The organism is Paenibacillus sp. CFBP13512 (assembly GCF_005233705.1).
Classification (GTDB): Bacteria; Bacillota; Bacilli; order Paenibacillales; family Paenibacillaceae; genus Saccharibacillus; species Saccharibacillus nuruki.
Window position 1 is genome coordinate 376,470 of sequence record NZ_QGAD01000003.1, and the last position, 21,038, is coordinate 397,507.

Sequence of the window (21,038 nt, forward strand, 5' to 3'; positions counted from 1 at the left end):
CCATCCATAATTAACAAGAAGGAGGTATTCATTATGTCTGAACAACACCAACATTCAGATTCATCACATTCTACTAATACATTAGGAAATATACCGATATCTGTACTTGACCTTGCACCTATTACAGCAGGATCAACCGCAGGCGAAGCTTTTAAAAACAGTCTAGATATGGCACAACATGCTGAAAAATGGGGCTACAATCGGTACTGGGTTGCCGAGCATCATAATATGCCCGGGATTGCGAGTTCAGCAACTTCAGTAGTTATTGGCTATTTAGCCGCAGGAACTTCAACTATTCGTGTCGGTTCTGGTGGAATCATGCTTCCAAACCATGCTCCACTTGTGATTGCAGAGCAATTCGGTACTTTGGAATCGATGTATCCAGGTCGGATTGATCTAGGGCTTGGACGTGCGCCAGGTAGTGACCGTCGTACAACACTCGCATTACGCCGTCAATTGGACAGTGGAGAAGATTTCCCTGAATTGTTACAAGAATTAACGTCCTTTTTTGATGCATCAGCGACTTCTTATCACGCACCGATTCGTGCTGTACCCGGTGAAGGCTTAAATATTCCGATCTGGTTGTTAGGTTCTAGTGATTTTAGTGCTCAATTAGCCGGTCAAAAAGGATTACCGTTTGCTTTTGCAGGTCATTTTTCACCAGATTATACCCAGCGTGCATTAGCTGTCTATCGTCATCATTTTGAACCATCTGCTATTTTGGACAAACCATATGCTATGGTGGGTGTCAATGCAATTGCTGCCGATACCGATGAAGAAGCAGAATGGTTAGGTACCACGATGCAACAGCAATTCTTGAATATTATTCGTGGCAAAACAGGTCAAGTTCAACCGCCTACAGATATGTCTAGCAAATGGACACCTTATGAAAAAGATGCAGTGGAGCAACAACTACGCTCTACGATCAAAGGTAGCCCTGAAAAAGTAAAACAACAACTAACACAATATATTGCAGATACAGGTGCAGATGAATTGATTGTAACAGGTATGTTGTACGATCATCAGGCTAGACTACGCTCTTATGAAATTATTAGCGAAGTGGCTCAGATTCGTAATACTGTAAATAGTTAATTATTTTCTAAACTCATAGAACGAACTAACCGGCGATATGCTTTCGGAGCAGAGCCGGTTTTTCTTTTGAATAAAGCATGAAAATAAGATACATCATGATACCCAACCTGCTCGCTGACCTCACTAATCAACAGATCAGTAGTTCGCAACAAATCACAAGCTGCTTGAATACGTATCTTCTGTACATAATGAGACATTGATGCTCCAGTATGCTTAACAAATAAGCGATGAAGCTGACGAACACTAATTTTCATTTTTGCCGCCATCTCCGATACAGCAATAGACCCTGCATAATTAGTATGAAGTTCATGCACCATATCTTCCCATCCTGAAGAGGAGGGTTGTATCCGTAATTGAGCTTCTGTATCCAAGCGCTGTAAATGAATCAAAATCTGAATAACATAGGTATAGACCGATATCACCCAACCTTCACGACCTCGCTGATATTCTTCGTACACTTGCTCAAATAAACGCTGAAATTGTTGCCAGCGATCATCATAGTAACGATATTGCTTTTCTTTTAATAAAGGCTCAATTACCTCACTTCCCGGATAAGTAGACAACACCTCTAATAGCGAATCCGCATCAACCACACAATTGTATACAATCAACGGATCGGCATCACTGGCTGTGGAAGGGCGATATACATGAGAGATGCCCATCGGCAGAAGAAATAGGTCTCCTTTTTTGACAGAAGAGGTCACGCCATTAATGACATGACTTCCTGTACCTTCACTTACATAATTTAATTCTAAAAAATCATGAATATGTTCATGCAGTTCATATGATTCTGCGACTCGATTAATATAGATCGGAATTTCTTTGTTGAAAAAGTAGTCGCCTATCAGCGTATCTATTCTGCGTTTGATTGTCATAAGATGTTATTCCGTCCTTTCTGATGTCTGATTCACCATCTAATGATGTCCGAATACACCATGTTAAACGCTTACAACTATCGTATGATAAAAAGGAATTCATCTCAAGAAAAGATCATCTCATAGATGTATATATCTTAGGATAGAAGGAGCGTGGGTCGAATGAAAGATACTCTGTTACAACCTAGTGGATTAGAAGTGATACAACTTCAATGCGAATATCGTAGCGAATGGTTAGGTAGCGATCAATCTCATCCTCAATTTAGCTGGATCATTCAATCGGATCAGCGAGCCACTGTACAAGCTAGTTATCGGATACAGGTATCGCAAGATATCCAGAACTGGCAACAACTCTGTTGGGATTCTGGCCATGTGAAAAGCGATCAATCGATTCAAGTTCAGTATGCAGGCTCACCTTTACAATCTCAAACACGTTATTATTATCGTGTCCAAGTTCAAGATCAATCGGAAAGAACGTCAGCATGGAGTGCTATTCAATGGTGGGAGACGGCTTTCTTTGATCAGTCAGAGTGGCAAGCAGAGTGGATTACGTCGGAGCAAGAATGGCATAATGCGCAACCCGAATCTGTTTTTCAACTACGCAAGTCATTGAATCTACCCAGTCGACCGATCTCTGCACGTATCTATACCACAGCGGCTGGATTATATGAGCTGACGATCAATGGGACACGTGTAGGAAATGAATGGTTTACACCGGGATGGACAAGTTATAACCATCGTCATCAGTATCAGACTTATGATGTGACAGCATATCTGCACATGGGAGACAATGCGATAGGGGTAAGTCTAGCCGATGGATGGTATAGCGGTCGTCTCGGTTGGGAGAATCAGCGTCAGCATTACGGAGAACATAAAGCGTTATTGTTACAGCTTCATCTTCGGTATGAGGATGGACAAGAAGTAATCATAGGTACAGATACATCATGGCAAAGTGCACCCAGTCCTATTACACTAGCTTCTATTTACGATGGAGAACATTATGATGCTTCCTTAGAACAGCAAGGTTGGGATCAACCGTTATTTGATGCTTCAGATTGGCCCAAAGTGAAGGTATTAGAACTACCTTATCATCATCTGATTGCTCAAGAAAATTGGGCTGTTCGAGTGACTGAAGTGTTGACTCCTGTAGATGTTATACATACACCTGCTGGAGAAACGGTATTGGATATGGGGCAGAATATGGTAGGACGAGTACGTTTTACAGGTGTATTACCTGCTGGCGCATCATATACCTTATATCATGCTGAAATTCTAGATCAACAAGGGAACTTTTATCGGGGGAATTTGCGAACTGCTAAGCAGGCGGTTCATTATATAGCTGATGATACACAAGATCGTCAGATCAGTCATGCACCACGCTTTTCATTTCAAGGATTTCGTTATGTTCAAGTCGAAGGACTGGATTATCTCACTAATCGGCAATTACTGGAGGTGTTCACTGGAGAAGTGATGCATTCAGATATGCCTATTGCCGGTTCATTTGAATGTTCTCATCCGTTAATCAATCAGTTGCAAAGCAATATTGTCTGGGGTCAGCGGGGGAATTTTCTGGATGTGCCTACCGATTGCCCGCAACGAGATGAGCGCTTAGGCTGGACAGGTGATGCACAGGTATTTATACGTATAGCAGCTTACAATTATAATATCGCACCTTTTTTCCAAAAATGGTTACGTGATCTTAGTGCAGATCAGCGTTCCAATGGCAGTGTACCATTTGTTGTGCCTGATGTGCTAAGTGTGTTAGACGAGGAGAAAGGGGATACAGAACTGCCTGGTTCAGCGGCATGGGGCGATGCAGCCGTTATCTGTCCGTGGGTTATGTATTTGCATTATGGAGATAAGAAGTTATTGCAAGAACAATATAGCAGTATGAAGGCATGGGTCGACTATATTTACAATCAAGGCAATAATCATTATCTATGGAATACAGGATTTCATTTTGGCGATTGGTTAGCATTGGATGCTAAAGAAAATAGTTATATGGGATCAACGCCTACGGATTTGGTAGCGACTTCCTATTTTGCTTATTCTACACGGATTGTACGTGATACGGCTGTCGTGTTGGGAGAAGTAGAAGATGAACAATTGTACAGCGAACGTCTTCAGCAGATTATTCAAGCGTACCGTCATGAATTTGTAACGCCTGCCGGACGTTTAGCTGCACCGACACAGACTGCACATGCTCTCGCATTAATGTTTGATTTGCTAGATGAACATGATCAACAACGTACTGCTTTAGAATTGAATCGTTTAGTGATCCAAAATGGTTATCATTTAACAACTGGATTTGTAGGCACACCGTATCTGTGCTTTGCATTGTCAGATCATGGGTATCACGATACAGCGATCAAGTTATTACTCCAAGAACAATACCCATCCTGGTTATATCCTCTTTCCAAAGGAGCCACAACGATCTGGGAACATTGGGACAGTATTAAGCCAGACGGTTCATTCTGGCCGGACGATATGAACTCGTATAATCATTATGCCTATGGCGCTATAGGAGAATGGTTGTATCGTTATGTAGCAGGCCTCGATATGGATGAGAGTCTTCCAGCTTACAAGAAAGTTAAGATTCATCCGCTGTATGGAGAAGGAGAGATTACTTCTGCCCGGGCGACGTTAGAGTCTGCTTACGGTACTATTTTATGTAGTTGGATAGAAATTGGGGAGAAGCGGCAACTGGAAGTCATTATTCCGCCAAATACCACTGCTGACGTTATCTTAGAGAATGTGCTATTATCTTCGATCCAAGAAAATGATCAGTCATTACAGGATGTTCAAGGGATTCAGACTGTACAAGAAATCCAAAGAGCTATTTCTGTAACGATTGGTTCTGGTCATTATCATTTCACGTATACACAGAAGCCTATCAGTTGATAACATACCATGTATTCTCCATTTATAATCACATCAAAAAGCTCTGTTAATGCATCATTTAACAGGGCTTTTTGCATTTGGAAAATGATCTGGGTGATACGCTAAAGTGGCATAGTCATACAAGCATTGTTATAATCGTACGAAATGTGTTAGCGATTCACGAACAATATTGTAGGGTAAAACATGCATAAATTTACAATTCAATTCCTATAGATACCCCTATAATAACGTGCCCTCTCAGCACAGAACTAGAAGAACGGCTAGTCTTTGATAGCATTTTTCTTCTAGCAAAGGAGCGAAAGAGATGAACACGAGAGATTATTATTTTGATAATTTAAAATTCCTTCTGATTACATTGGTCGTTATTGGCCATTTAATTGAGCCTTTAAATGAAGATCCAGTACTGCGACCAATTTATTTGATGATTTATACATTTCATATTCCCTTATTCGTGCTGATATCCGGTTACTTTGCTAAAAATATTGGTAGCGGTGATTATTTGAATAAAGTTATCAGTCGATTAATTGTGCCTTATTTGCTGTTTGAGTCATTATATTCGTTATTTGATTTCTGGATATATGATCGAGCAGAATTGAAGTTTTCTTATTTTACCCCTTACTGGTTGATGTGGTTCTTTTTAAGTATGATTTTGTGGAAAGTCGCAATGCCTTATATTATTCGTATTCGTTATGCTCTACCTATTGTTATTGGGATCGCTATACTTGCTGGATATGCAAATGATGCTCAATATTACGCCAGCGTATCGCGTACACTTGTGTTTTTCCCTTTCTTTCTAATCGGTTATTATATGGATAAATCATGGATCGAGAAGTTGCGTACCACTACAATGCGTATCATTTCAGGCGTCGGATTGATATTAACGTATGTGATAATGTCTTCGTATGGTTATATGTATAAAAAAGAATGCTTTTTCGGAAGCTTCTCCTATGAATCGTTAGGACATCCTGAATGGAGTGCTGGACTTTATCGAGTTGCTGTCTATGTGGCTGCTGTACTGATTGGTGGAATGGTAATGATTTTGATTCCTCAGCGCTCACTTCCATGGATATCGACGATGGGGACAAATACGCTATATACGTATCTCCTACACGGATTTATTGTATTGTATCTGACAGCAGGCGATGCTTATGCTCATTTTACAACGACAACTGAGAAGTTATTATTAATTCCTTTAGGCATTATGTTAACGATGGTATTATCTTTTAGCAGTATCCGTTACCTTTTCAAATGGTTAGTCGAACCTAAAATGAAATTATTATTAAAACATAGCCAGAGTCGTTCTAATCGCAAAAGCCAGACTGAATAAACCAAGTATAGGTGGAGGAACATATGGAGGATATGAAAGTACAGCGCATCGATTGGAATACAGATCAATATCGAGCTTGTCTGGAATTACGTGATCAGGTGTTACGGCAACCTCTGGGACTCAGTATCTGGGACGATCCGTGGCAACAAGAGCAACAAGATATTCATATCTGTGCCACTCTTGATAAAGACACTATCGGTATTCTGTTATTACGTCCGCTTGATTCCCAGCAATTACAGATGAAGCAGGTTGCTGTGAGTGAAACGGCTAGAGGAAAGCAAGTAGGTAAAAAGTTAGTCGAACTCGCCGAACATATAGCAGTGGCTGAAGGATATACAACGATTATGTTACATGCGCGTGAGAATGCTATTCCTTTTTATGAAAAAATGAATTACTTGTCGATCGGAGAACCTTTTACTGAAGTCGGCATTAATCATCGTCAAATGATCAAGCATTTCTCTTAAACGTTAATGAAGTATGTGTTGAACAGATCAATAATAGAATCTGTTGCAGATACTTCACTAACGTTTTTTTATTATGATTGATTGCGTGGGTATGAGACGGTATAGATATGACGTTCACTAGACGACTCCCTATCGGCAAGATATGATAATGAAGTATAAATCAGAACGTGTATATGAAGAAAGGAAATGATTATGTCAGCTATTTTATATTATAATGATTCATTTTTGCGAGAATGGACAACCACGATTGTCGAACGCAAGGAACAAGATCAGCAGTACTTTGTTCGTTTGGCAGAGACTGCTTTTTACCCGCACGGCGGAGGACAGCCTTGTGATACAGGAGTTATTAATGATATTGCTGTACTGGATGTAGTAAAAGAAGAAGAGGTTATCTGGCATCAAGTAGAGCGATTACCAATCGAGGATGAAGTAGACTGTCAATTGAACTGGGAACGTCGATTCGATCATATGCAACATCATACCGGTCAGCATTTATTATCAGCGACAGCACTGCAATTATTCGATGCCCTGACACTTAGTTTTCATTTGGGACAAGATATGGTCACGATAGATATTGACCGTTCATCGTTTAGTGATGCAGAAATGACTACATTAGAGCAAGCGGTTAATCAACGTATTTATAATAATCTGGCAGTAACCAGTTACTTTGTTAATGCAGAACAATTGGCTCAATTACCTATCGTCAAAATGCCTAAAGTGACTGAACATATTCGAATCGTGGAGATAGAAGGTGTTGAATATAATGCTTGTGGAGGCACACATGTAGCGCAAACCGGGCAGATCGGCATCATCAAATTGTTCAAAGCTGAAAAACAAAAAGGGAGTATCCGTCTATATTTCAAATGCGGTGCTCGTGCTCTTCAAGATTATAACGATAGTCTGGATATTTTGAATACGCTTGCTGTCAAATTCAATACTGGTCGCAAAGACATTCTAGAACGCTTTGGCAAGTGGGAAGAAGATCAACAACAACTCAAAACAGAATTAGAACAATTGCGTAAAGCTAACGATATCCATGAAGCCAAGCAATTATCGTCTCAGATTCAAAATCAACAATTAACTCATATGTTTGAACACAAAACATTACCTGATTTGCAACGTATAGCGGCAAACTTGATGGCTGAGCAACCATTGACTGTACTTTTGGCAACCTCAAGTGAATACAAAGTATTTCTAGCTCAGAACGGTCATCCTCAGTTAAAATGTGGAGCTTTCTTTAAAGAGCATCTGTCGACGTTTAATGGAAAAGGTGGAGGAAGTGATCTGTCTGCTCAAGCTACATTTACATCTGAAGCTGATCTCATCGCCTTTTATACTTTTGCAGAACAACAACTCGGCATTATGCATTAAATAGGGTGTCGTTTATCAGCAGAACTGATAAGTACTATAAGGCATTCTGATTGGAAGTCAATTGACCGCTACATCGCACTATGATAAGTTCAAAGAAGTAAATTAATTCTGATCACAATACTAGGAATTAGTATCGCAGGATGCTACAGATGGGGTGGATATTGTTGGAACTTCAAGTGATGAATAGTCCTTTTAATCAAGAGCAGGTCGATCTGCTAAATCGTCTTCTGCCTACGCTAAATACCACACAACGTATTTGGCTTAGTGGATATATTGCGGCATTGCCTGAAACGGCGGCAGGTCCGACAACAGCAAGCGCTGTTGCTACGCCAGTAGAGACAAGCCCTACAACAACAGAAACGGTATCCTTTTCCAAAGACGTAACGATCCTTTTTGGATCACAGACCGGTAATAGTAACGGCTTAGCGAAAAAGATGTCTAAAAAATTAGAAGAGCAAGGTTTTCAGATTACACTTTCATCGATGGGCGACTTCAAGCCTAATCAATTGAAAAAAGTAGAAAATCTGCTGATCGTGGTGAGTACTCAAGGAGAAGGAGATCCGCCGGATAATGCGATTCCTTTTTTCGAATTTGTGCATAGTAAACGAGCGCCTCAATTAGAACATGCACGCTTTGCAGTGTTGGGATTAGGTGATACTTCATATGAATTCTTTTGCCAGACTGGAAAAGATTTCGACAAGCGCTTAGCAGAGTTGGGTGCAGAACGCCTTGTACCTCGCGTTGATTGTGATGTGGATTTCGAAGAACCGGCAACAGCATGGATGAATGATGTAATGGCTGCTTTGACGCAATCGGCACCTGCTTCAGCTAGCCCTGCTATGACAGATCAACCCGCGGTATCCAGTACAGTTGAATCAGAATATACACGGACGAATCCTTTTCAAGCTGAAGTATTGGAGAACCTTAACCTGAACGGACGTGGTTCCAGTCGGGAGACTCGCCATATTGAACTTTCATTAGAAGGTTCACATCTGGAATACCAACCGGGCGATAGTCTGGGTGTCTATCCACAGAATCATCCGCAATTAGTTAATGATATCATCTCTGCAATGAGCTGGAATAGTGATGATATCGTTACGATTAGCAAACATGGCGATCAAGCTTCTCTACACGAAGCGTTGCTTCATCATTATGAGATTACAACAGTTACCAAGCCGATTGTTCAGCAATTAGCAGAATTATCTTCAAGTGATGAACTAAAAGCATTAGTCGCACCGGGTCGTGAACAAGACCTTCGTGCTTATATCAGCGGCATTGATCTGCTGGATCTGATACAAGATCATTCTTTTGCAGGCGTGTCTGCCCAAGAATTCACTTCAGTATTACGTAAAATTCCTGCACGTTTGTATTCGATTGCAAGTAGTCCGCAAGCTTTCCCAGAAGAAGTTCATGTAACGGTTCGTGCGGTTCGTTATGAAGCACGAGGTCGTGAACGTTATGGCGTATGCTCGGTTCATTTGGCAGAGCGTCTAGAAGCGGGTGATACATTACCTGTCTATATTCAGCATAATGATAATTTCCGCCTACCTGAGAATCCAGAGACACCGATTATTATGATCGGCCCGGGTACAGGAGTAGCGCCTTTTAGAGCATTTGTTGGAGAACGTGAAGAAACAGGAGCTTCTGGTAAGTCATGGTTATTCTATGGAGATCAGCATTTCGCTACTGATTTCTTGTATCAGACCGAATGGCAACGCTGGCTTAAAGATGGTGCGTTAACTCGTATGGATGTTGCTTTTTCACGTGATACAGCTGACAAAGTCTATGTACAGCACCGCATGTTAGAACGGAGTAAAGAGTTATTCGAGTGGCTTCAAGAAGGTGCGGCTATCTATGTATGTGGTGATGAGAAACAGATGGCGAACGATGTACATTTAACACTTGAACAAATTATCGCTCAAGAAGGTCAATTAAGCCCTGAAGAAGCGACTGAATATTTAACACGGATGCAACAGGAAAAACGTTATCAACGGGATGTGTATTAAACGTTCAAGGTTCCAAACGGTTGAACGTGATTCATTCTGTAGATATCGAGAGGAGACAGTTAGATGGGGAATCTAGAAAAAGAAAAACCGTATCCTCCACATGATCGAGCGCATAGCGATGTTGAGGATATCAAACGCAATAGTAATTATTTACGAGGTAGCTTAGAGGAAACATTGAAAGATCCGATTACCGGTTCGATTCCAGAAGATGATAACCGTCTAATGAAGCATCATGGTAGCTACATGCAGGATGATCGTGATCTACGTACCGAACGTAATAAGCAAAAGTTAGAACCTGCTTATCAATTTATGCTACGTGTGCGTGCTTCTGGTGGTGTGGTCACACCGGAACAATGGCTGATGATGGATAGTATTTCTCATAAATACGGCAATGATACAATTCGCTTAACGACTCGTCAATCGTTTCAGTTGCATGGTGTATTGAAATGGAATTTGAAAAATACGATTCGTGAAGTCAATGAATCGCTACTGAGTACACTTGCGGCTTGTGGAGACGTGAACCGTAATGTGATGTGTAACCCGAATCCCTATCAATCAGATGTACATGCTCAAGTGTACGATTGGGCTTGTAAAGTCAGTGAACATTTAGATCCGAAGACAAGAGCGTATCACGAGATCTGGTTGGATGAAGAGAAGATTATCGACAGCAATGATGTAGAACCAGAACCGATCTATGGCGCAGTCTATTTGCCACGTAAGTTCAAGATTGGGATTGCGGTTCCACCTTCTAATGATGTAGATGTATTTTCACAAGATTTAGGCTTTATCGCTGTGGTCGAAAATGATGTATTGCTCGGCTTTAACGTTTCCGTTGGTGGCGGTATGGGCATGACACACGGAGATGACAAAACATATCCGCAAGTGTCTAAAGTGATTGGATTCTGCACACCAGAGCAAATGATTGATGTAGCTGAGAAAACAGTGACGATACAGCGTGACTATGGTGATCGTGCGGTACGTAAGCATGCTCGCTTTAAATATACGATTGATGATCGTGGTCTACAGTGGTTTGTAGACGAATTACATGAACGTCTAGGTTGGCAGTTGCAGAGTGCACGTCCATTCCATTTTGACCATAATGGAGATCGTTACGGTTGGGTGAAAGGCAGTAATGGCAGATCCCACCTGACGTTATTTATTCAAAATGGACGGATTATGGATGATGGTGATTATCAGTTGATGACAGGCTTACGTGAAATTGCCAAAATTCATGATGGTGACTTCCGCCTCACAGCTAACCAAAATCTAATTATCGGTAATGTAAGCAATCGCAAAAAGAAAAAGATTGAAGAACTGATTGAGCGTCATCAATTAACCGCAGGTGCTCATTATTCTGCTCTTCGTCGTAATTCGATGGCTTGTGTATCGTTACCAACATGTGGAATGGCGATGGCAGAAGCAGAGCGTTATTTACCTGAATTGATTGATAAGATTGAACCGATCTTAGAAGAAGCCGGTCTACGTGATGAAGATATCGTGATTCGTATGACAGGTTGTCCTAATGGATGCGCACGCCCAGCACTCGCAGAGATTTCATTTATCGGTAAAGCTCCTGGTAAATACAATATGTATCTAGGCGGTAGCTTTACAGGGCATCGTCTGAACAAGCTATACAAAGAAAACATTGGTGAAGAAGAGATTTTGAACTCACTACGTCCGATGGTGAACCAATATGCCAAAGAACGGATCGCTGGCGAGCATTTCGGTGATTTTGTAATTCGTGCAGGTTATGTAGAAGAAGTATTAGACGGTATGCAGTTCCATGCTTAATCATTATTATATAATTGAATAGATATCATCAAAAATCCTTTGCAGTGCACAAGATACTGTAAAGGATTTTTATTGAGTTGTTAACGATTTCCCCCTATAATAAAACGAGGAAAAAAGTCTAACAGAAAAGGTGTTATATCAACCATGAGTATATTGAATGTAGAGAAGTTAAGTCACGGATTTGGTGATCGTGCTATTTTTAAAGATGTATCATTTCGTCTGCTAAAAGGCGAGCATATCGGCTTAATCGGAGCGAATGGTGAAGGTAAGTCTACTTTTATGAATATCGTTACAGGCAAATTACAGCCGGACGAAGGTAAAGTAGAATGGTCGAAGCGTGTACGTGTAGGTTATTTGGATCAACATGCTATTCTGGATAAAGGCATGAGTATTCGTGATGTATTAAAAGGAGCTTTCCAATACTTGCTTGATATGGAGCAAGAGATGAATGATATGTACGGCAAAATGGGAGATGTGACTCCTGAAGAACTAGAAGAATTGCTAGAACAAGTGGGTACGATTCAAGATACACTAACTGCTCAAGATTTCTACTTGATCGATGCCAAAGTCGATGAAACAGCGCGTGGTCTAGGATTAACAGATATCGGTCTTGATAAAGATGTGAACGATCTCAGTGGTGGTCAACGTACCAAAGTCTTACTTGCCAAATTACTGCTTGAAAAACCAGATATTCTTTTGCTGGATGAGCCGACCAACTATCTGGATGAAGTGCATATTGAATGGTTGAAGCGCTATTTGCTTGATTATGAGAATGCTTTTATTCTGATCTCTCATGATATTCCTTTCTTAAATAGTGTGATCAATATTATTTACCATATGGAAAATCAGGAATTAAGCCGTTATGTAGGCGATTATGATTACTTCCAAGAAGTCTATGATATGAAAAAACAACAGCTCGAATCTGCTTTCAAGCGTCAACAACAAGAGATTTCACAGTTAAAAGACTTTGTAGCACGTAACAAAGCAAGTGTAGCGACTCGTAATATGGCGATGTCCCGTCAGAAGAAGCTGGATAAAATGGATGTGATCGAACTTGCACAAGAACGTCCGAAGCCGCAGTTCAATTTCAAAGTCGGTCGTACCGCAGGCAAATTGATTTTCGAAACGAACGATTTGATTATTGGTTATGATGAGCCATTGTCCAGACCGCTTGATCTCAAAATGGAACGTGGTCAAAAAATCGCTTTAGTCGGTGCCAACGGTATCGGTAAAACGACATTGCTACGTAGTATTCTAGGCGAAATTCAAGCGATTTCGGGTACCGTACAACGTGGAGAACATCAGCAAATTGGTTATTTTGAGCAAGAAATGAAAGGTGACAATTACAATTCTTGTATTGAAGAGATTTGGAAAGAGTTCCCTTCGTATTCCCAGTTCGAAGTTCGTGCTGCACTAGCCAAATGTGGACTAACGACCAAGCATATCGAAAGTAAAATTGCTGTACTGAGCGGTGGCGAAAAAGCTAAAGTTCGTCTATGTAAATTGATCAATCGTGAAACGAATATTCTTGTACTGGATGAGCCGACGAACCATTTGGATGTCGATGCCAAAGACGAGCTTAAACGTGCGCTTCAAGCGTACAAGGGCAGTATTTTGATGATCTCTCACGAACCTGAATTCTATCGTGATATCGTGACAGAGACTTGGAATTGTGAAGATTGGACAACAAAAGTATTTTAATTTAATAAATAGAGCTTACAGTAGAAAGAGTGCTTACAGGCACTCTTTTTTATTGTTTATTTTTAAATGTATATATTGATATAAAAGTTATTGTATAATGTAAAACGAAGTCTAATCTTACATTAATAAGAGAGATCGACTACTTTTTATTCATTTCAAAGGAGAATCAAATGAACAATCTGGAGATTGCTTTATTGATCGTGATTGGTTTAATTGCTCTAGGGATTATCATGACAGGTCTACGTTGGATGAGTCTGAGTAACAAACGTAAGCAAAGTGGAGCAGTCGTGGAACCTAGCCATGGTGTTCTTGCCTTTACACCTGAAGAAATTGCGAAAAAACTGCTGTTTGTTTTTATCAATACTGAATTTCTGTTTGTTGCTCTTTATCTATTAATCTATGTCAAATCCACTACAGCTAATATGATTGCTTATGTACTGCTTGCTGTATATATTGTCGGCACGATCTATAATATTATTGTAAATATCCGTAAGTTCAAGACCAATGAATAAATGAATAATGGTCAATAGGATTGAATGGAGAAGTACATAGATACAAGGTTATCCTGACGAAACATTCCGTCCTAAAGGCAAATGAACACCTGCTGAAAGTGCTGTTATTTGGGAAAGATGACTAGATATGCACCTTATTGTGAACCAAAATGAACAGAAACAGCAGGAATGAACTTGTTCACGCATCTTTTTACGAGTATAATTAGACACTGACTGATTATATAGATTTAATATTAGAAAGAGAGCGGGATAACTATGGGCCGTAAATGGAATAATATTAAAGAGAAGAAAGCTTCAAAAGACGCTAACACAAGTCGTGTCTATGCCAAATTTGGAGTTGAAATTTATGTAGCTGCGAAGAAAGGCGATCCCGATCCGGAAACTAACCGTGCATTGAAAGTCGTTGTTGAACGCGCAAAAACATATAACGTACCTAAAGCGATTATCGATCGTGCACTTGAAAAAGCAAAAGGTAGCGGAGATGAGCAGTATGCTGAACTTCGTTATGAAGGCTTTGGTCCAAATGGTTCTATGATTATTGTGGACGCTTTAACCAATAACGTAAACCGTACTGCACCAGAAGTTCGTTCTGCTTTTAACAAAAACGGCGGTAATATGGGCGTGGCTGGTTCTGTTGCTTACATGTTCGATTCTACAGCAGTAATCGGAATCACAGGCAAAACAGCAGATGAAGTCTTGGAAATTTTGATGGAAGCAGATGTTGATGCTCGCGATATTCTTGAAGAAGATGAAGCGGTTATTGTCTATGCTGAACCGGATCAATTCCATGCTGTACAAGAAGCGTTCAAAGAAGCTGGTGTTACTGAATTTACCGTTGCTGAATTAACGATGTTGCCACAAAATTACCTTACTCTTCCGGATGAAGCAGCGTATGCACAATTTGAAAAATTAATTGATGCGCTTGAAGACTTGGAAGATGTACAACAGGTTTATCACAATGTAGAGTTCGAAGACTAAGATTCTACGTATGTAGTAGGATATATGATAGATTACTTTAAGCCCTTTGCCTGTTTATTCGGTAAAGGGCTTTTGTATATAATTACATATTGTTTGAGAAAGGTGACTCTGCGGGTAAAGAATGAATTATGTCGAAAGATTAAATAAAGAATAGACTATAGGAAATGAGAAGGTGACTGTACATGAAAAAAAATATTGCAGATTCAGTTGTAGAATCATTAATCAATGCAGGTGTTAAACGCATTTATGGAATCGTAGGCGATTCTTTGAACGCTATTATGGATTCTGTACGTCGATCCGGTCAAATCCAGTGGATTCATGTTCGTCATGAAGAAGTGGCTGCTTTTGCCGCAGGAGCAGAAGCGGAATTAGAAGGTAGTATTGCTGTCTGTGCAGGAAGTAGTGGCCCGGGTAATCTGCATTTAATTAATGGATTGTATGATTGTTATCGCAATCGTGTACCTGTGCTAGCCATTGCTGCTCATATTCCAAGTGATGAGATTGGGAGTAGTTATTTCCAAGCGACACATCCAGAACAAATTTTTCAAGAATGTAGTGCTTTTTGTGAAACGATTATGACGGAGAAGCAAATGCCACGTACGATCAACATGGCAATCCAGACGGCTATAGCACAATCTACGGTATCCGTTATTATTTTACCCGGAGATATTGCTGCACTAGAAGCAGGAAAACATCCTGTATCTGAAATTCCCGGTCATGTGACTCGTCCAGTCGTTCACCCTTCTACAGATGAATTGCAAAAGCTAGCTACCTACTTAAACGAAGGCAAAAAAATCAGTCTATTATGTGGTGCAGGATGTAAAGGTGCTCATGCTGAAGTGATGCAATTAGCAGAACGATTGCAATCTCCAATGGTGACTGCGCTTAGAGGGAAAGAACATTTAGAATATAACAATCCTTATTTTGCAGGTTTATCAGGATTGATCGGTTATTCTTCAGGTTATCATACGATGATGGATTGTGATGTACTCTTAATGTTAGGTACTGATTTCCCGTATCGTCAATTTTATCCTGAGAAAGCCATTATTTTGCAAGTGGATATTGATCCTTCTCATATCGGAAGACGGACAAATGTGAATTACGGACTCTGCGGAGATGTCAAACATACGATAGAACAATTATTACCTTTACTTACAACAGAACATGATTCGAATCATTTGCAGAAATGTGTAGATCGTTATACCAAAGTACGCGAAGGACTAGATGAATTAGCTGTTGGCAAACCAGGGCATACTCCAATTCATCCGCAATACCTCATGAAACTGTTAAGTGATGCAGCGACTGCTGATGCGATCTTTACAGCAGACGTCGGAACGCCAACGGTATGGGCGGCTCGTTATCTACAAATGAACGGTCAACGTCGTCTTTTGGGCTCATTTAATCATGGGACGATGGCAAATGCACTTCCACAAGCGATTGGCGCGCAAGCGACCGCTCCAGAGCGTCAGGTGATCTCTTTATCCGGTGATGGTGGGTTATCGATGTTAATGGGCGATCTATTGACGTTAAAACAACATCAATTACCTATCAAAACGGTTGTGTTCAATAACGGCGCACTTGGCTTTGTCGAACTGGAAATGAAAGCAGCAGGCTTCCTTGAAACAGGGACTTCGCTTGTGAACCCTGACTTTTCGGCTGTAGCAAATGCGTTAGGCATTATGGGGATTCGAGTTGAAGATCCTGCTGACCTTCCTTCTGCAATTGAGCGTATGCTTGCTCATGATGGCCCTGTACTACTTGATGTGGTCATTAACCGTCAAGAACTATCTATGCCACCGAAAATCACACTCAAACAAGCAGAAGGATTTACAGTATGGAGTATGAAAGCGATCCTTAATGGACGTGGTGATGAGATCATTGATTTGGCAAAAAGTAATCTTTTACGTTAAATCATTTCTTTTGGGTAATAGATAGTATGAGAAAACAAAGAAAAACACAAGGAGGTACTCTTATGGGTAACCCGATTAAAGATATCAAAAAAAGTATCGACAAATGTAAAGCTACCGCAGACCAAATCAAATTGACTTTGGATGATGTCAAAAAAGATGTAGATGGTGTAAAGAAAAATGTAGATCGTATTAAAGGTGAAGCGCAACAAAAGTCTGCTGACTTGAAAGTAGCAATGGCGACGATTAAAGGAGCAGGAGATAATACCAAAGAAATCGGTAACTCATTCATGTTATGTCTGCATGAAGTGAAAGCACTATTTTCGATGAAAGAAGAATCAACGTTGACGACATCTACGTCTACTTATTCTGAAAGCACAGGTGAACATCAACCTTCACTTCAATCCTCATCTCGTTATTAATCATCATAAACAAATCAACAGGATCATCTGCATACTTTTGTGCATATGATCCTGTTTTTTTGTAGTTCAATCATTAACATACAAGATCATACAAGACTTGGTCACAATTGAGAGTCACTAGATATTCAAAATAAGTTCGACAATTCTGTGTTATAATCAATCTATATTACATAGAGGTCGAGGTGTCTGAATCATGGCAAATGAATTAATACATTCTTTAAACGAACAAATGAACTTTGAATTTTATTCGGCGCATACGTACATGGCAATGGCTGCTTACTGTTCAGGAGAAAGTCTGGATGGATTTGCTAACTTCTTTATTGTTCAAGCAGAAGAAGAACGTTTCCATGCGATGAAAATCTACAAATTTCTAAATGATCGTGGATACCGTGCTACACTTACAGCGATGCCTGAACCAACCAACGAATACACATCGATGCTTGATGTATTTGAACATGGCTATGCACATGAGAAACGAAATACAGAGAAGTTTTATCATCTGGCAGATTTAGCGCTTAATGAGCGTGAACATGCAACCATCTATTTCTTGAAATGGTTTATCGATGAGCAAGTAGAAGAAGAGGCTTTGTTCGATAATCTAATCCAAAAGTTACGTCGTATTGAACAAGACAGTAATGCTTTCTATATGATGGATACCGAATTTGCTGGACGTTCGTTCACTGCTCCTGCACTATAATAAAATAAAAAAATAAAATCCAAAAAGCCTACCTTTTACGGTAGGCTTTTTCATGGAAAGAAATAATATGACGAAATAGAGATTCTCCTTGATCATCGACAACAAAGTCAGCTTGTACAGGTAATACCATTGCACGATAAGGTTCGGGAACCCAGATATATTGATGTACATAAGAGGTCGCAATAAAGCCGCACTTTTCCCAAAATAATAATCGGCTTTGATTCAGCGGAGTATCTTCAGCTTCCACTTCGATCACAATAGCCGCCAAAGAATACTCCTGAATCGCCCATTGCTTGATCTGTTCCAAAAAAGACATCCCAATTCCTTGATCACGCCAATCGTGATGCACAGCCATATAATCAATAATTAATATATATTCAGCAGAAGAACCGACCAGACCTGTGATCGCCATTGCTATCACCTGATCTTGATCCATTAAAGCATGAATAAACGTATGATTTTGCTCCAGCATGGTACGCAATATCCTTTTGGGCTTCGCTCCATGTGGAAATGCTTCTTTATAAATCGGTTGAATCTTTTGCCATAATGATTCATCCCATGTTGTAGTTGTAACCCATTGTAATGATGTCATACCGTTCTCCCTCCACAATATCGCTTTCCTTATTCTATTAGACCAAACATCCTATATTCTAACCAACGTAAAATATTTCATTTCCTTCTTAGGTAAAAAGAGGTAAAGTTAGAAATAATATAAATGATTATTAAGTCACATTAGTATGGTTTCTATCTTTTTTTCTATATTTTTCTTAAAGGAGTTTTTGTATGAGTTCTGCCACTAACTATAGAGCATCGTATCAGTCCTATTTAACCCGTCAAGATGTAGATGGTTCCAAAATGAGGTACATATTTATTATCAATACAGCCGATAGTCTACAGCGGTATATGAAGCGTAATAATATGCAATCCGTCTTGACCAAGCTGTCACCGTTATCGATGTTCGGTGATATTGAAGTGATCGCCCAGACCGAAGGATCTTTTTACAAGTTACCTCATTTTGCAGAAGTGACCGCTTCTCATTATATGAAAACACATATTTACGGTAAAGATCCATTACGTGGAGAAAAAATAGATTTATTCGCAGAACTATTTCATACCAGTGAATTAACACATATTATCTGGTTTACAGATGAAGAAGTTACACCGTATACACGAGTCATTCAATCGATGAATGCACCGCATATGTTCTGGAATTTTGTATCGATTAAAGGATCACCTTTACGGTGTGCTGGAAAACCACCTAAAAATATTATGCTAACGCATATCCCTAAGATTTCTAGTCTAGCCACTTCGGTATTATATCGTAAATTGTTGAATAAATTTGCGCAGTATGTGAACAAAACAGATTTACCGATGCATGGACGAGTACGCATCAGTCAGATCGAAAACATAGCAGATTCACAACATGTGATCAAAGGCTCCAAATCCAAAGTAGAACAAACCAATCTCAAAGTAGGGATCGGTTGGAAAACAGTCGAAGGGGAATGTCTAAGCGCGGCGATGTTGCTTGCCAATAATCAATTAGCTGATGCTGAAAATATCGCTTTTTTCGGTAATAAATCCACGATCGGGATGACCCATGTCGATGGACGAGAATTACCAACAGAAGATATGGAGCAATATACAGTGAATCTATCGGCAGTAGAGCAAGCAGGGCAAGATAAGATTCTATTTTCACTGGTTATGCCTGATGGTACACCTGAACAATTATATATTCGTGTGCTCACTTACGATAATCGTGAATTGATTCGTTTTCATATTGATATGGAGACATGTGCTTCTAATACAGCGCTGGAATTGGGTGCATTATATTACTACAAGCAAGAATGGCGCTTTAATGCTATCGGGAACGGTTATAATGCTGGCATGGAAAAAATCGGTGCCAATTATGGGATTCCTGATCTGACGGATACGTATAATTTCACGCCAGAAGTGTTAGAAGATATCGCTCTAAATGGTAAAACGTTTGAGTATCATATGCAGGATTTGTTTACCAAATTAGGCTATGAAGTCGAAGTCCCTACCAGTGATCCTTATGCTCCTGATTATGGTGTGGATCTGATTGCGATCAAAGGCGGAGTACGCAAAGCGGTGCAGTTAAAATGCTTTAGCAATGTGGTTCCGATCAAAGCTGTACAAGAAGTATATGCAGGCGCAAGAATGTACAATTGCGACAAATATATGGTTGTAGCAACAAATTATTTTAGCCGTTCTGCGCTACAATTAGCAGAACAACTAGATGTAGAAATATGGGATAAAATGCAGTTAGCCAAAGTGGAAGATCGCTTGCGCTCACGTATCGGAGTCTCTGATGAAAGTGAACTCAAGCTCAAATTATCTAAAAAAGATGTAGAAGACGAGATTGATATCGATATTTCTGCTTTTCTCGTCGATGGATCGGATCAATGTCAAAGTGATGAAGATTTAATTTTCTACAATCAGACTGATCACCCGAGTGGATGTATACGATTGATCAACGATAATGCATGGGAAAAAATGATGTATATCGATCTATCCATTTTGCCTGCGTATTGCGAGAAAATTGTGATTGTAGGTTCACTCGATGCGTATAAGCAAAAAGTGGAATTGACGATTGATAATGAACTGAACTTGTATCATACGTTTGAATATATGCCGAGTACAGTATGTGATACACTCGTATTAGGTCAATTCCGCAAAATCGATGGGGAATGGGCATTTACCACTTCGGAAACGTATTTTGTCGGTGGATTAGAAGAAGCTTGCAAAATGTATGGTCTAACTACAGGCTAACTGTTAGTGCTGTATGTTTATCAATAGACTCATGTTCAACATAAGATAGAAAGTCGCTCTACGTAGCGGCTTTTTTACTTTTTTTTCAACGATACAAGGTACATAAGTTATCACTCTAATGATAATACGATCTATATCATTCTATGATTCTGCAATATCGTACAAGACTTTTAACCATAATATTGATTAAAATAGAATCAGAAC

At 39.9% G+C, this 21,038-nt stretch carries 16 protein-coding genes; 14 read left to right on the forward strand and 2 right to left on the reverse strand.

Annotated features, from left to right (window positions below):
- Positions 1–33: 33 nt before the first annotated feature.
- Positions 34–1,092, forward strand: a complete 1,059-nt coding sequence (locus PaeCFBP13512_RS06100) for an LLM class flavin-dependent oxidoreductase (protein ID WP_137221887.1) — start codon at positions 34–36, stop codon at positions 1,090–1,092.
- On the opposite strand, the gene PaeCFBP13512_RS06105 is transcribed toward PaeCFBP13512_RS06100, so the two are convergent.
- Positions 1,089–1,967, reverse strand: a complete 879-nt coding sequence (locus PaeCFBP13512_RS06105; protein ID WP_137221890.1) for an AraC family transcriptional regulator — start codon at positions 1,965–1,967, stop codon at positions 1,089–1,091. The genes PaeCFBP13512_RS06100 and PaeCFBP13512_RS06105 overlap by 4 nt on opposite strands.
- A 162-nt stretch (positions 1,968–2,129) precedes the next feature.
- On the opposite strand from PaeCFBP13512_RS06105, the gene PaeCFBP13512_RS06110 reads away from it, so the two are divergent.
- The 12 genes from PaeCFBP13512_RS06110 (at position 2,130) to PaeCFBP13512_RS06165 (ending at position 18,044) form a co-directional block, all read left to right on the forward strand.
- The gene (locus PaeCFBP13512_RS06110; protein WP_137221892.1) at positions 2,130–4,868 is read left to right on the forward strand and encodes an alpha-L-rhamnosidase; all 2,739 of its coding nucleotides are present in this window, start codon (positions 2,130–2,132) and stop codon (positions 4,866–4,868) included.
- Between the two features lie 304 nt (positions 4,869–5,172).
- Positions 5,173–6,195, forward strand: a complete 1,023-nt coding sequence (locus tag PaeCFBP13512_RS06115) for an acyltransferase family protein (protein ID WP_137221895.1) — start codon at positions 5,173–5,175, stop codon at positions 6,193–6,195.
- A 23-nt stretch (positions 6,196–6,218) separates the two neighbouring features.
- Positions 6,219–6,659 carry a GNAT family N-acetyltransferase gene (locus tag PaeCFBP13512_RS06120; RefSeq protein ID WP_137221897.1) on the forward strand — a complete coding sequence of 147 codons (441 nt, stop codon included), beginning with the start codon at positions 6,219–6,221 and terminating at the stop codon, positions 6,657–6,659.
- Positions 6,660–6,851: 192 nt separating this feature from the next.
- Entirely contained in the window at positions 6,852–8,030 is a 1,179-nt protein-coding gene (locus PaeCFBP13512_RS06125) for an alanyl-tRNA editing protein (protein ID WP_137222034.1), read from the forward strand.
- Between the two features lie 164 nt (positions 8,031–8,194).
- The gene (locus PaeCFBP13512_RS06130) at positions 8,195–10,036 is read left to right on the forward strand and encodes an assimilatory sulfite reductase (NADPH) flavoprotein subunit (RefSeq protein ID WP_137222036.1); all 1,842 of its coding nucleotides are present in this window, start codon (positions 8,195–8,197) and stop codon (positions 10,034–10,036) included.
- A 63-nt stretch (positions 10,037–10,099) separates the two neighbouring features.
- The gene (gene cysI, locus PaeCFBP13512_RS06135) at positions 10,100–11,827 is read left to right on the forward strand and encodes an assimilatory sulfite reductase (NADPH) hemoprotein subunit (protein WP_137221898.1); all 1,728 of its coding nucleotides are present in this window, start codon (positions 10,100–10,102) and stop codon (positions 11,825–11,827) included.
- 144 nt (positions 11,828–11,971) lie between these two features.
- A complete protein-coding gene (gene abc-f, locus PaeCFBP13512_RS06140; protein WP_069328632.1) occupies positions 11,972–13,528 on the forward strand; it encodes a ribosomal protection-like ABC-F family protein in 1,557 nt (518 codons plus the stop codon).
- Between the two features lie 170 nt (positions 13,529–13,698).
- Complete coding sequence (locus PaeCFBP13512_RS06145) at positions 13,699–14,040, forward strand: hypothetical protein (protein WP_137221900.1); 342 nt, start codon at positions 13,699–13,701, stop codon at positions 14,038–14,040.
- A 255-nt stretch (positions 14,041–14,295) separates the two neighbouring features.
- Positions 14,296–15,018 carry a YebC/PmpR family DNA-binding transcriptional regulator gene (locus PaeCFBP13512_RS06150; RefSeq protein WP_069328630.1) on the forward strand — a complete coding sequence of 241 codons (723 nt, stop codon included), beginning with the start codon at positions 14,296–14,298 and terminating at the stop codon, positions 15,016–15,018.
- A 182-nt stretch (positions 15,019–15,200) separates the two neighbouring features.
- A complete protein-coding gene (poxB, locus tag PaeCFBP13512_RS06155) occupies positions 15,201–16,928 on the forward strand; it encodes a ubiquinone-dependent pyruvate dehydrogenase (protein WP_137221902.1) in 1,728 nt (575 codons plus the stop codon).
- Between the two features lie 62 nt (positions 16,929–16,990).
- Positions 16,991–17,347 carry a DUF948 domain-containing protein gene (locus PaeCFBP13512_RS06160; protein ID WP_137221904.1) on the forward strand — a complete coding sequence of 119 codons (357 nt, stop codon included), beginning with the start codon at positions 16,991–16,993 and terminating at the stop codon, positions 17,345–17,347.
- Positions 17,348–17,540: 193 nt separating this feature from the next.
- Positions 17,541–18,044 (forward strand): ferritin, encoded by a 504-nt coding sequence (locus PaeCFBP13512_RS06165; protein ID WP_069328627.1) that lies wholly within the window; start codon positions 17,541–17,543, stop codon positions 18,042–18,044.
- 28 nt (positions 18,045–18,072) lie between these two features.
- Here PaeCFBP13512_RS06165 and PaeCFBP13512_RS06170 read toward each other — a convergent pair whose 3' ends face one another.
- Positions 18,073–18,636 (reverse strand): GNAT family N-acetyltransferase, encoded by a 564-nt coding sequence (locus tag PaeCFBP13512_RS06170; RefSeq protein ID WP_137221906.1) that lies wholly within the window; start codon positions 18,634–18,636, stop codon positions 18,073–18,075.
- Positions 18,637–18,827: 191 nt separating this feature from the next.
- Between PaeCFBP13512_RS06170 and PaeCFBP13512_RS06175 the strand changes: the two genes are divergently transcribed.
- Positions 18,828–20,834 carry a TerD family protein gene (locus PaeCFBP13512_RS06175; RefSeq protein WP_137221907.1) on the forward strand — a complete coding sequence of 669 codons (2,007 nt, stop codon included), beginning with the start codon at positions 18,828–18,830 and terminating at the stop codon, positions 20,832–20,834.
- Positions 20,835–21,038: the final 204 nt, after the last annotated feature.

What these genes read in the sequence shown, in the direction of transcription:
- PaeCFBP13512_RS06150 (WP_069328630.1), top strand. Translation starts at nt 14,296, where the DNA reads ATGGGCCGTAAATGGAATAATATTAAAGAGAAGAAAGCTTCAAAAGAC.
- PaeCFBP13512_RS06170 (WP_137221906.1), bottom strand. Translation starts at nt 18,636, where the DNA reads ATGACATCATTACAATGGGTTACAACTACAACATGGGATGAATCATTA.
- PaeCFBP13512_RS06115 (WP_137221895.1), top strand. Translation starts at nt 5,173, where the DNA reads ATGAACACGAGAGATTATTATTTTGATAATTTAAAATTCCTTCTGATT.
- PaeCFBP13512_RS06100 (WP_137221887.1), top strand. Translation starts at nt 34, where the DNA reads ATGTCTGAACAACACCAACATTCAGATTCATCACATTCTACTAATACA.
- poxB (WP_137221902.1), top strand. Translation starts at nt 15,201, where the DNA reads ATGAAAAAAAATATTGCAGATTCAGTTGTAGAATCATTAATCAATGCA.
- PaeCFBP13512_RS06145 (WP_137221900.1), top strand. Translation starts at nt 13,699, where the DNA reads ATGAACAATCTGGAGATTGCTTTATTGATCGTGATTGGTTTAATTGCT.
- cysI (WP_137221898.1), top strand. Translation starts at nt 10,100, where the DNA reads ATGGGGAATCTAGAAAAAGAAAAACCGTATCCTCCACATGATCGAGCG.
- PaeCFBP13512_RS06105 (WP_137221890.1), bottom strand. Translation starts at nt 1,967, where the DNA reads ATGACAATCAAACGCAGAATAGATACGCTGATAGGCGACTACTTTTTC.
- PaeCFBP13512_RS06110 (WP_137221892.1), top strand. Translation starts at nt 2,130, where the DNA reads ATGAAAGATACTCTGTTACAACCTAGTGGATTAGAAGTGATACAACTT.
- PaeCFBP13512_RS06160 (WP_137221904.1), top strand. Translation starts at nt 16,991, where the DNA reads ATGGGTAACCCGATTAAAGATATCAAAAAAAGTATCGACAAATGTAAA.
- PaeCFBP13512_RS06165 (WP_069328627.1), top strand. Translation starts at nt 17,541, where the DNA reads ATGGCAAATGAATTAATACATTCTTTAAACGAACAAATGAACTTTGAA.
- PaeCFBP13512_RS06120 (WP_137221897.1), top strand. Translation starts at nt 6,219, where the DNA reads ATGGAGGATATGAAAGTACAGCGCATCGATTGGAATACAGATCAATAT.
- PaeCFBP13512_RS06175 (WP_137221907.1), top strand. Translation starts at nt 18,828, where the DNA reads ATGAGTTCTGCCACTAACTATAGAGCATCGTATCAGTCCTATTTAACC.
- PaeCFBP13512_RS06125 (WP_137222034.1), top strand. Translation starts at nt 6,852, where the DNA reads ATGTCAGCTATTTTATATTATAATGATTCATTTTTGCGAGAATGGACA.
- abc-f (WP_069328632.1), top strand. Translation starts at nt 11,972, where the DNA reads ATGAGTATATTGAATGTAGAGAAGTTAAGTCACGGATTTGGTGATCGT.